Source organism: Psychrobacter sp. NPDC064578 (genome assembly GCF_044901245.1).
GTDB classification, from domain to species: domain Bacteria; phylum Pseudomonadota; class Gammaproteobacteria; order Pseudomonadales; family Moraxellaceae; genus Psychrobacter; species Psychrobacter cibarius_C.
Genome location: NZ_JBJDPI010000010.1, coordinates 97,963 through 110,562 on the forward strand (window position 1 = coordinate 97,963; position 12,600 = coordinate 110,562).

Here is a 12,600-nt window from a genome sequence, read left to right on the forward strand (position 1 = left end):
TTAGCCCTCCAGCTCAATGCGTGTCAAGTTATCACGCAAAATATCACCGAATTCATATTTGCCAGGAGATACGAAGGTGCATAATGCTAAATCTTCTTCGTCCAATTCGAGCACGCCCAAATCTACGGCGCTAATCATGTCTTCGACAATTAATGCACGTAGTAACTGTGTAGGCAGATAATCTTGCGGCATGACCTCTTCATAAACCCCGATAGGTACCATCGCTCGCGGTGAACCATTACTCGTGGTCGTAAAGTTATATTTCTTATTACCAAAAAACTTAGAAATATAAATAGGCAGCTTAGAGAAGCGGTTGGTGCCGACACTTAGGAAATGGAACGCTGGACGTTCACGCCCTTCAGGCAGCACACTGATTTGATTATGAAAGCGACCAAGATAAGCCGTATTGCCAAATACTTTGCGACCTGACAACACCGAACCAGAAATAATACGGTTCTCGCCAGCCGCCAGCTGTCCTTTGGTCAGAGCAGTGATATCAGCACCACGCTCAGTAGCCACCAAACGTGGCTTGGTGACTGCAGGACCCGCCAAACTAATGATACGGCGCGTATATAAGCGACCGCTGGTGAATAGCTTACCAATCGCAATCACGTCTTGATAGCCAATCGTCCATACGGTCACGCCGCGCATGATTGGGTGCAAAAAGTGAATGTGCGTGCCAGCCAGACCAGCAGGATGCTTACCAGTAAAGCTATGATACTCAGTGACATTATTAGCCGCCGTTTTGGCAACTGGCGTCAACTGGGCATCACCATGATGGCAAACAAAGGTCTTGGGGCTGAGTGTCGATAAGACAGCAAGTCCGTCATTGAACGCTTGCAACTGATCGTTAATCAGCAGCATTGGGTCAAATGCTAATGGATTGGTATCCATAGCGGTGACAAAAATAGCATGAGGACGGGCACCGATTTCTGGCGCACGGCTATAAGGGCGCGTGCGAAACGCGGTCCATTCGCCAGAGGCAAGCAGTTGGGTTTCAACAACTTCAGCGTCTAGGTCAGCAAGTTGCTGGGAGTCATAGCGCTCGAAGTCTACTTCTTCACCGTTTGGGTCGACCGCAATCACAAGGCTCTCAAACACACGTCGCTCACCGCGTTTAATCGCGACGACTTTACCAGCAGCAGGGGCAGTATAGATAACGCCAACTCGTTTTTTGTCTTCAAAAACGGGCTGACCCTTTGCTACGATATCACCTTCTTTGACATTCATCGTGGGCTTCATGCCCACATAATCATAGCCAATAACGGCGACATGTGTCGGTTGGTGCTCAGATATCTCGCGGGATGATTCACCGGTGATGGGCAAATCCAAACCTTTTTTGATGGTAATCATAAGCGAAAACTTAGTCCATAGTCTAAAACGATACCAGACGTCCTGTTTGGTATATCGGTAGCATGAACATCTGCGTCATTCAATAAAGCCCCCACGTCTCTCTTCCTATAGTAGGATAGTGACAAAGGATCTCTAAAAATAACGCATGATCATAACTACTAGTAAGAGTATTAACGCTGACCTTAGACTCCTTAACAACACGTTAATGTCTTATTCGAATGACCAAAGTGGCGACTGGCTACCAAGGTGTATGTTAAAACCATCAAATCAAACGCAATCGTTCAAGCCTTTAGCGAAAATGATTGTGTAGACAATAGCTCTATCATACGTTTCATTGAAAATTAAAGCTTGTAACACCAGCGCAATTGACCAATCTTATCGGTTTGGTACCCTATTAATAGATACGCAATTAGATAAGAATGCAGCCAAAAGATGATCTATCGAAATAGATGATAAACTGGTTGACAGACAAACTAGCGAAGCCATTATTAAGTAGATTTCACTCACATCAATAAGCGGCTATACAGCTAGTAATGACTGTTCTAAAATAGTTAGCTAGTGATAGAGAGACGATAGAGACTATAAAAAAGAAAGAGGCGTCATTAGAGTTTAGTGCTGTAGAGTAGACTGTTTAGAGGCCACCAGTTGAAATTTCTAATATAACCCTTCTTAGCAATATGTCAGCCAACATCAAAAAGATGCATTTAGCTGCTGCTCGACTCATCCTGACCGCTATGCAACACTAAGCCATAAATGACTCAATAAAAAGCGCAGCGCATGGTTACTATCACATAGAAACAAATAAAAATTTACCTAGGATTATACGCTAAATTGACCTAAAATTGCCAGTCAGTAATTGAATTTATCTAATGTTGCCAGTGATTCAATGTATTAAAACTTATGGTTATGATTGACAGTTTTCTTATGGTCATTTCTATCTATCGAAGCGGATTTTGGGTCTATCATGGATAGCTTTTGATTCGTCTATATATTAAGTCACTTTTGACTGATGTTTTTATGCGTGTTTAGAGGGTGTTGAACGTTCAATACACCCTGATTTTTGAATTTACTTTTCTAAATATATTTATTGTTGTGCTTTATAAGGAATGCTATATGTGTGCTGTGCCTGTCATTATCCCGGCGATTGATTTAAAAGATGGTAAATGTGTCCGCTTAAAACAAGGCCGTATGGAGGATGATACGGTTTTTTCTGATGATCCAGTGGCCATGGCAGCACGCTGGGTAGAGGAAGGTGCACGTCGACTGCATTTGGTTGATTTGAATGGGGCATTTGACGGCGTACCCGTTCATAGACAAGTGGTGAATGACATTACGAAGGCGTATCCGAATCTGCCTATTCAGCTGGGCGGCGGTGTGCGCAATATGAACACCATTGAGCAATATATTACGGCTGGTTTGACTTATATCATCATTGGTACAAAAGCGGTCGAAGATCCGGAGTTTGTCGCAGAAGCTTGCCGCGAATTTCCGGGTCATATCATTGTAGGTATCGATGCTAAAGACGGCATGGTCGCGACTCATGGTTGGGCAAATGTGACCGATACCAAGGCGACCGAGCTTGCAAAGCGCTTTGCAGATGTCGGCGTATCGTCGATTGTCTACACCGATATCAACCGCGATGGCATGATGCAAGGCGTCAACGTTGAACAAACTGTCAGTTTAGCACGTGAAGGCGGCTTGCCTGTGATTGCTTCAGGCGGTGTAACCAATATGAAAGATATCGAACTGCTGAAACCTTATGGCGATTGTATTGAAGGTATCATTACTGGTCGCGCGATCTATGAAGGCACGTTAAACTTGGGCGAGGCACAAGTTTATTTAGACAGTTAATGATTATTGAGCATTCAGTAAAGAAAGATGAGTACGAAAATCTATAAAAAGCAAAGGATGCTTATGAACACCGACTTTGACCGTTCAACGATGCGCGATTTTATAAAAGCGTGCGGTCAAATGCTGTTGTTACTAAGCATCCTTTTTGCCTTTCCAGTGTATGCGGCTGTTGAAGAGGTGACTGGTGTAACCACTGCATTGGGGATAGGTACAGCAGAAAACCCAGCAGCTGACAAACCTTTACTGGATGCGACATCAGAAGAGGAAGCTTCAGCATCTCCAGTGGTCATACCTGAACCAGCACCACCGCCCATAATCAGTGGTGAGAGCACCAATAATGCGCAAATCGAAACCACTCCTACTCCGCAAAAAGACAATGACATTCGTCAACGTATTCAGGGTATTTTTTCTGAAATAGAAGGTCTGCAGGCTGTCAATGTCAGCGTTACGCAAGGTGTTGTCACCTTAACCGGAGAGACGCCGAACGAGAAAAAAGCGCAACAAGCCATTAATTTGACCAACCGTCTGACAGATGTGGTCACTGTCGAAGATCGAATTGATCGTACCCTTGATGTTCAAGACAATGTCACTACCGTTTATCAAGGTCTTAAAGCACAAGCCAAAAATCTGGTCAAAGCCTTGCCACTCCTATTGGTCGGCATTGTCCTATTTGCATTGGTGACATGGTTTGGTAGTTGGCTGTCTAATCGCAAAAAAATGTGGCAACGGCTCACGCCCAATCCGTTTGTCGCCGAATTGCTGTCACAAACCGTTAAAGTTATTTTTATTATTTTCGGTTTGATTCTTGCGCTGAGTTTGATAGGCGCCGAAACCATCTTAGGCACTTTGCTTGGCGGTGCAGGCGTTATCGGTATTGCCGTTGGTTTTGCGGTCAAAGACACTATTGAGAATTACATTGCCTCGCTCATGCTCAGTATTCGCCAACCATTTCGCGCACGTGATCATATTTTAATTAATAATCAAGAGGGGATCGTAGTACGGCTAACCTCACGTGCGACTATTCTGATGACTTTAGATGGTAACCAGTTGCGCATTCCCAATGCTGAAGTATTTAAAGCAACGATTTTAAATTACACCAAAAATCCAGAACGTCGATTTACCTTTGAGTTAGGCGTTGATGCCAATGATGATCCATTAGCGGCTATCAAGGTCGGACTGGATGCGATACATACATTAGCATTCGTTTTAGATGAACCAAAAGCAGTGGCTGTCATTACCAATGTTGGCGACTCTAATATTATTTTAGAATTTCAAATTTGGGTGGATCAATCAGATACGGATTTCTCAAAAGCACGAAGTATTGCCATTCGTGAGACCAAGCATGCGTTAGAAAATGAAGGCTTCAGCTTGCCTGAACCGATTTATCGTTTGCGTTTTAATAGTAACTTAGAAAAAGCGTTTGAGCATATGCAGGACAGTAACGCCGGCAGTGCTAATACTAATATGACGATTACGACGAACACGCCCAAAGTGACCGATGAAAACCAGAATGAAGATAATAGCGTTGATGATAAGGACAAAAAACAAGCAAAGGCTCGTGCCAAATTGATTTTACAAGGTCGCAATGCTGATGAGGTGCTTAACGCTCGTCCCGACGACAAACTCATGGAAAAAGTTGAACAGGAAATTGCAGAAAGCTCTGACGAGACTGATCTACTGAATAATAATAGCCCACAAGAATAATTTGCAAAAACCTGCTAAAAACTAGGCATAAAAAATGCAACGAAACGTATATCTGATTATCATTCAAATACGAGACATTTTTTATGCAAATGAAACACTTGATTATATTCGCCCTAGTGGGCATGGTTGCGTTACTAGGTTTCAACCTCATTAATGGCAATCAACGTGAGAAAGATAGAGAAGCAGTCATAAGTGACGCAGGATCTGAGCAATCTCCCGATACAGCGTTACCAAATACGGATGATGTAGAAAGTGGCTCAGTAGATGTCGCGAGCCAGCCACTTGGCAAACAGCCTAAAGCCATTCTCGATAATGCTACCGCGAAAATAGATCAGGCGCAGGAAGCAGACAAGGAACGTCTAGACCAGATGAGTAATGCGCAATAATGATTTAAGTAGTCGTTATAAAATACCACGCATAAAAAAGGCCAACGATGACGTTGGCCTTTTTATTATTTGAAGCGTTTGCTAACACTAGCTTTTCTTACTTGCACCTTTACTACGGCTACGGCTGCCAGTCTTTTTAGCGGGGCTTCTTCTATCAGTACTTTTCTTATCGGTGGCTTTCTTAGAAGGCGCGCTCTTCGTTTGATTCATTTCACTAGATTGCAATTTGGCTTTTAAATCAAAGTCAATTTGTAGCAGATCCATATTGACACCAGCAACTTTCACTTTAACGCGATCACCCAGTCCGAATAATGTCCCTTTATCTTTACCGATCAGCTGTTGTTGCTGCTCATCGTAAACAAAGAAGTCATCACCGACATTAGAGATGTGAACCAAACCATCAATATATAAGTCAGTCAAGGTAACAAATAAACCGAAGCTTGTGACTGTAGTGACCACACCTTCGAACTCTTCACCAACATGATCTTTCATATAGTGACACTTGAGCCAAGACTCTACATAGCGTGAGGCTTTTTCGGCACGGCGCTCGGTATCTGAGGTTTGCGTGCCAGCCGCTTCAAGAGAAAAGTCCATCACTGGCTGCTGAGTATTGGTCACTTTTGCTTTGATGGCACGATGCAGCATCAAATCAGGGTAACGACGAATCGGCGAGGTGAAGTGGCTATATTCGTCATAAGCTAGCCCAAAGTGACCGATATTGTCAGGCGCATAGTTTGCTTGCATCATTGAGCGCAACAGCATGCTGTGGATACTAATCGCATCGGGTCTGTCTTTGGTGGCTTCAATAATGCGCTGATAATCGGCTTGCGTTGGATTTTCTTCTGGGAAGCTTAAACCAAAGTTCTTTGCGTATTCGTGAATACGCATTGATTTTTCGCCATCAGGTTTGTCATGGTTACGATATAAGACAGGAAGCTCATGCTTGAGTGCAAAGTTCGCTGCACAAGTATTGGCCAGCAGCATACATTCTTCAATGAGTTTTTGAGCATCACCGCGAGTACGCGGTAGGATTGCTTCGATACCACCTTTCTCATTGAACTTAATGTAGGTCTCAACTGTTTCAAACTCCATTGCATGGCGCTCTTCACGCTTTTTAAGCAGCAGCTCATACAATTGATGTAAGGTATCGACAGATTTTTTGACGTCTTTATTACCCGTGAGTGAGTGAGGTACGCTCTTATCTTCTGGATTCTCAAGATAAGCGTTCACTTGATTATACGTTAAACGTGCTTGAGAGTGCATGACAGCAGGATAGAACTCATAACCAGTCACTTTGCCTGCCCGCGATATTTTGATATCGGCGACCATACAAAGACGGTCACGGTCAGGATTCAGTGAGCACAGACCATTAGAGAGCACTTCAGGCAACATTGGAATCACACGATGCGGGAAATATACGGACGTACCGCGCTCGTAGGCATCTTTATCAAGTGGCGAGTTTGGTGTAACGTAATAACTGACATCAGCAATCGCAACTAAGACACGATAGTTGCCACCAGAGCGTTTTTCAGCAAATACGGCATCATCAAAATCACGTGCATCTTCACCATCGATAGTCACCAGCGGCAAATCACGCAAATCTGTACGACCTTTTAAATCTTTTTCAGTCGGCTCTTGATAATCGTTGGCTTGCTTCAGTGCTGCTTCGCTAAAATCTGATGGGATGTCATAATTGAGTAAGGTGGTCTCAATAATCAGTTCGCGATCATTGTCGTCAGACAGTACTTCAGTGATTTTACCCGTCGCAAATTCATGCTGATTTGGCCAATCAATAACATCAACCTTAACAGGAGAGCCTTGCTTGGCATTCATCGCTTGTACATTTTCTTCAGTAACGGTAATCGGCTGGTGATTATTTGGACTACCAAGCTCGACACAGTAGCCATCTTCATCAAGCGCTAATGTACCAATGAAGTTATTTTGACGACGTTCAACGACATCGACGATACGTCCTTCTGTGCGCCCGCGATTGTCTGTCGATGTACCGACTGCATCTACGGTATCACCGTTGAAAACCCAGCGCATTTGCTTTTCATGCAAAAACAAATCTGGCATATCGCTTAATAATACAAAGCCAAAGCCTTTAGGATGTGCAGACACTGTACCCCTGACGACATCTTGCTTGGTCACTGTGCGATAGCGATAAGGACGACCGTCGCGGTTTACTTGTCCATCACGTGCCATCGCTTTTAGGCGATTGCCTAAAGCGTCAAACTGGTCTGGGTCATCAATATTAAAGGCTTTTGCCAATTGTTGATGCGTGACTTCACCATGCTCATTAATCGTACTGAGTATCAGTTCGCGACTAGGGATAGGATTGTCATATCTTTTTGCCTCACTTGAGGCGTTTGGATCGTTCCAACTCATAAATTACCGTATCTATTTTTAAAATTATTAATAATGGCTATCTTAACACGAACGACGTTGCAATATCTTGCGTCAATTGTCTTAAGTGTATTTGGTAGCAGGAAGTGGCCACCTTTAATAGGCAACAACTATTAAAAACAAATCAAATGTCGATATCGACTGTACTTGATCTATTGGTTATCTTTTTACTGTCTATCTCTTTCGACACTTCTAATACTGTTGTTTGATTAGATTTATCCAAGTATTTCTGAGCCTTATCGACTTCAGTAGTCAAAGTATTGACCGTCTGTTTCATGTTCTCTAGCGCTTCAATTTTATAATTGCTAATCATATCCATCGTATCATAGACGTTATTGAAAGCGTTTTGCAATTTATCAAGCTCAATGCTGCTACTGGTCGCTTGCTCATGGATTTCACCTGACTGACGTTTTAGCATCGCTGAGGTCGACTCAATCAAGCTGCTGGTGGTTTTATTTAAAGCAGTAATTTGATCAAGTACCAGTTTTTGATTGGTCATTGCTTGTGCAACCACGACCGCTGTACGTAGTGCAGATACGGTGGTGGTTGTGGCTCGATCAACACCTTTTATTAATTCTAAGTTATTGCGGCGAATGGTATCGAGCGCTAAATAGCCTTGCACGTTCACGGCTAACTGAGTTAAAAAGTCAGTGTTTTTTTGACGCACATAAAACAACATCTCTTCTTTAATAATGCGTGCTTTTTCTGGGTCGGTCGCTTCTATCGCATAAACCTTTTGTTCTAACTGCTCATCAATTTTTTTGCCGACATAAACGTATTGGCGTATGGATTGCATCAGCTCCCACATATTGACTTTTTCTTGCTCAATCATCGCATTGTCTTTGAGCAGCTCATCCTTACCATTATATAGACTGGTAACAACCGCATTGATATGCGACTGTGCAGATTCGTATTGACGGAAGTAATTCTGTACTTTATTGCCAAAAGGAATGAGACCGAATAGCTTACGCGAGCTGGTCAGCTCTTTTTTACTGGGATCTAAATCTTCGACGATGCCGCGCAACTCAGTCAATGACTTGGCGATAGGGGAATTATCAAACAAGCTGTCATTGAGGCTTTTGGCGGGTAAATCGAGCATACGATTAGACACTTGGGCTGATTCACGAATCTCTTTGGTACCGAGATTATGAATCGATTGCACATTTTGCTGAAATTCAGCGCTGTGTACAGAATTATTAATCACATGATCAACAAAGGCATCGACCTTGGCATCAAGCTCGGGGATTTGGCTGTCATCCAATTTGACCATCTGATCTGCTTCGCTTTTTTGTATTTCTCTCACAGGTTCAGGCGCGGTTAGAGAAATACTTGGCGTCGTTGCATTTTCTGGTGGGGTCAATTCTTGCATGAAATTTCCTTCAATATTGGATAAAAGTAGTGTTTTTGTCAACGACTCTGATGGTCGTGATATACGTTATTTTTATACACTTACTAGAAATTTTTAATAAATGCTGATTAGCAAATATAAAACAGACCTTTAGATTACCGCGTAATCAAATGGTTGAGAAGGTAGGTTTTGTAAAATAGAGTCAGCCAATTATATCTGACTAAACATATTTAAAAGAGATATGTATCTATGCACACAATAAAAAACCATCAATATCCCGCAGTATATTGATGGTTAAGGTTATACATATCTATATTGACTAACAGCCATCTAATAAACAGATTACTTTTTCTTAGTTGGCCCAAGCAGCATACCCATCTGACGACCTTCCATCTTAGGATATTGCTCAACGTTAGCAATCTCAGCAGTATCTTCGATAATACGATCTAGCTGCTTGCGACCAATCTCTTGGTGCGCCATTTCACGGCCACGAAAGCGAATACTGATTTTAACTTTGTCTTGGTCTTCCAAAAAGCTGACGATTTTTTTCAGTTTAACCTGATAATCAGCTTCTTCAGTACTAGGACGCAGCTTCATCTCTTTTAGCTGAGTTTGCTTTTGGTTCTTTTTAGCTTCTTTCGCTTTTTGCTTTTGATCATAGAGGAAATGCTTATAATCCATGATTTTGCATACTGGCGGTTTGGCTTCAGGAACCAATTCGACCAAATCTAGACTGTCTTCACGTGCCGCTTTCATCGCGGTTTCGATATCGACCACGCCCATCTGTTCGCCGTCTTCTTTAACGAGACGGACTTCTTTGGCTGTGATATCTTCGTTGATGTTCAAACGGTTTGACTGTTTAATAGGTATTACTCCTCATCTGTTTTTGGGGTCTGTCGGCCTTTGTCGCTGACAGCGGTCTGTACTAATGTAATAAATTCTGGAACACTCATCACGCCAAGGTTTTCACCTTCACGAGTACGGACATTGACACTGCCCGATTCGACTTCTTTATCCCCTAATACTAGCATATAGGGAACGCGTTCTAATGTTTTCTCTCGTATCTTAAATCCAATCTTTTCGTTACGCAAGTCACTAATAGCTCGCAAACCTGACTTTTTGAGTTCACTGACCACATTTTCACAAGCATCTGCCTGTTTATCAGTGATATTCATCACCACCACTTGTTGCGGCGCTAGCCAAACGGGCATCCAACCAGCATAGTTTTCAATCAAAATACCAATGAAGCGCTCGAATGAACCTAAGATGGCACGGTGCAACATAATAGGTACTTCGCGCTCGTTTTGCTCATTGACGAATTCGGCATCTAGGCGCTCAGGCATGTTTGGGTCAACCTGAATCGTACCGCACTGCCAGACGCGACCCAATGAATCTTTCAAACTAAATTCAATCTTCGGACCATAGAATGCACCTTCACCTGGTAGATAAGCCCAATCAAGACCTGAACTATCTAATGCATCGGCCAAAGCTTTTTCGGCAAAATCCCAAGACTCATCACTACCAACCCGTTTTTCAGGGCGGGTCGAGAGTTTCATAATGATATTGTCAAAACCAAAGTCTTCATAAACGGCAAGAGTTAGCTTGATAAAGTCAGCGACTTCTTGCTGGATTTGCGACTGTGTACAGAAGATATGAGCATCATCTTGTGTAAAGCCACGAACGCGCATCAAACCATGTAGTGAACCTGATGGCTCGTTTCGATGACAAGAACCAAACTCCGCCATACGTAATGGTAAGTCACGGTAAGATTTCAAGCCTTGGTTAAAGACTTGCACGTGGCACGGGCAGTTCATTGGTTTTACCGCATAATCACGATTTTCGCTGGCAGTCGTAAACATATTGGTAGCATAGTTACCCCAATGTCCCGAACGCTCCCACAAACTACGATCGACGATTTGCGGTGTTTTAATTTCTTCATAACCGTTATCGTGCTGTACTTTACGCATATACTGCTCAAGTACTTGATATATCGTCCAACCATTCGCATGCCAAAACACCATACCTGGCGCTTGCTCTTGCATATGGAACAGATTTAACGCTTTACCAATTTTACGATGGTCACGTTTTTCAGCTTCTTCGATACGCTGAATATAGGCTTTTAAATCTTTTTTATCCGCCCATGCTGTACCATAGATACGTTGCAGTTGCTCGTTCTTGGCATCACCGCGCCAATATGCACCAGACATTTTGGTCAGTTTGAATACTTTTAAAAATCTGGTGTTCGGCACGTGTGGACCACGGCACATATCGACATATTCTTGATGATGATAGAGACCAAACGCTTCTTCGCCTGGCATATCGTTAATCAGCTTAAGCTTATAGTCTTCACCACGTTTTTCAAAGATTTTAATGACTTCATCGCGTGGCGTTATTTTTTTGATAACGTCATAATCTTGCTTGATGAGTTCCATCATGCGTTTTTCAATGGCTGCCATATGCTCAGGCGTAAATGGCGTTTCGCTATAGATGTCATAATAAAAACCATCATCGATAACGGGGCCAATCACCATTTTTACATCAGGATATAACTGCTTAACGGCATGACCTAATAGATGAGCACAAGAATGGCGAATGATATCGACACCGTCATCATCTTTTGGTGTCACGATTTCAACCTTAGCATCATGAGCGATAGGGTCGTGCGCATCAACTAGATGACCATCTACACGTCCGGCGACCGTCGCTTTAGCAAGTCCTGCACCAATGCTTTGTGCCACTTCCATGACGGTGGTACTACCTTCGAAGTTTTTTACGCTACCATCGGGTAAAGTAATCGCTACCATAATCTATTCACCTTTTTGCGTCCGTTGGCAGTGATGATTGCGACCATCAATCATATAACCGCAAGACTGCGTCAATTATATCCAACTGCTATGATATGTTATAAGAGATAGATATCACTTAAAGGCAAAATTTCAAACAATCAACCGTTGAATAATCAAGGTCAATAAGAAATGCCATTAAGCAATATTATAAAGTCAGCTATTATAGCAAAAACTGTGTATCAACACTAGATAGTAAGGGATTAGGTCGGCTTCTATATATAGATGCTATCTATACGAATATCAAGAAGTGTAAATCATAGTTAGCTAAGGACACAGCGAAGGCAATTATCAGTAAACAGATAAATATGCCAAAAAGTCAGTATAGAGCCTCAAAATTTTAGCTTAAAGTAAGTTCTTAATGGCAACGCTATAGATGACAATTAATGAATATCGATAGATACTGTTTAAAGCTGAGTCATTATTTAAGCGAATTAAACCACCACTACCCTTAACCCATTGAAAACTATACATTATTAAAAGTCTTCTCAAATAAACCTAAAAACCTCTGATAAAGCGGTTGACACCCACCTTAAACTCTATATAATACGCCCCACAGCAAAGGAAGCTAAGCAGTAAGTTAACCAACTTATTACTTAGATTACCAAGCTAAGACAAAACATAAAAAAGCTTGACAATTCAAATCATTATGATAAGATAGTCGGCTCGCTAGATAGCTTGACCTGCAAGGGATTGAGACTAAACAGCA

Annotated in this window: 8 protein-coding genes; 3 read left to right on the forward strand and 5 right to left on the reverse strand. The window is 42.4% G+C overall.

Going from position 1 to position 12,600, the window contains the following annotated elements; genetic code table 11:
- Complete coding sequence (locus tag ACI2JM_RS12320) at positions 1–1,353, reverse strand: Na(+)-translocating NADH-quinone reductase subunit A (protein WP_404644538.1); 1,353 nt, start codon at positions 1,351–1,353, stop codon at positions 1–3.
- A gap of 1,113 nt (positions 1,354–2,466) precedes the next feature.
- On the opposite strand from ACI2JM_RS12320, the gene hisA reads away from it, so the two are divergent.
- The 3 genes from hisA (at position 2,467) to ACI2JM_RS12335 (ending at position 5,294) form a co-directional block, all read left to right on the forward strand.
- Positions 2,467–3,204, forward strand: a complete 738-nt coding sequence (gene hisA / locus ACI2JM_RS12325; RefSeq protein WP_404644540.1) for a 1-(5-phosphoribosyl)-5-[(5-phosphoribosylamino)methylideneamino] imidazole-4-carboxamide isomerase — start codon at positions 2,467–2,469, stop codon at positions 3,202–3,204.
- A gap of 63 nt (positions 3,205–3,267) precedes the next feature.
- Positions 3,268–4,908, forward strand: coding sequence for a mechanosensitive ion channel domain-containing protein (locus ACI2JM_RS12330; RefSeq protein WP_404644542.1), 1,641 nt, complete (start codon positions 3,268–3,270; stop codon positions 4,906–4,908).
- A gap of 83 nt (positions 4,909–4,991) precedes the next feature.
- Positions 4,992–5,294, forward strand: coding sequence for a hypothetical protein (locus tag ACI2JM_RS12335; RefSeq protein WP_238035477.1), 303 nt, complete (start codon positions 4,992–4,994; stop codon positions 5,292–5,294).
- Positions 5,295–5,381: 87 nt separating this feature from the next.
- Here ACI2JM_RS12335 and rnr read toward each other — a convergent pair whose 3' ends face one another.
- The 4 genes from rnr to thrS form a co-directional block, all read right to left on the reverse strand.
- A complete protein-coding gene (gene rnr, locus ACI2JM_RS12340) occupies positions 5,382–7,682 on the reverse strand; it encodes a ribonuclease R (RefSeq protein WP_404644545.1) in 2,301 nt (766 codons plus the stop codon).
- Positions 7,683–7,824: 142 nt separating this feature from the next.
- Entirely contained in the window at positions 7,825–9,069 is a 1,245-nt protein-coding gene (locus ACI2JM_RS12345; protein ID WP_404644547.1) for a toxic anion resistance protein, read from the reverse strand.
- A 321-nt stretch (positions 9,070–9,390) separates the two neighbouring features.
- Positions 9,391–9,894, reverse strand: coding sequence for a translation initiation factor IF-3 (infC, locus tag ACI2JM_RS12350; RefSeq protein WP_045447656.1), 504 nt, complete (start codon positions 9,892–9,894; stop codon positions 9,391–9,393).
- A 23-nt stretch (positions 9,895–9,917) separates the two neighbouring features.
- Positions 9,918–11,852, reverse strand: coding sequence for a threonine--tRNA ligase (thrS, locus tag ACI2JM_RS12355; protein ID WP_404644549.1), 1,935 nt, complete (start codon positions 11,850–11,852; stop codon positions 9,918–9,920).
- Positions 11,853–12,600 lie beyond the last annotated feature (748 nt).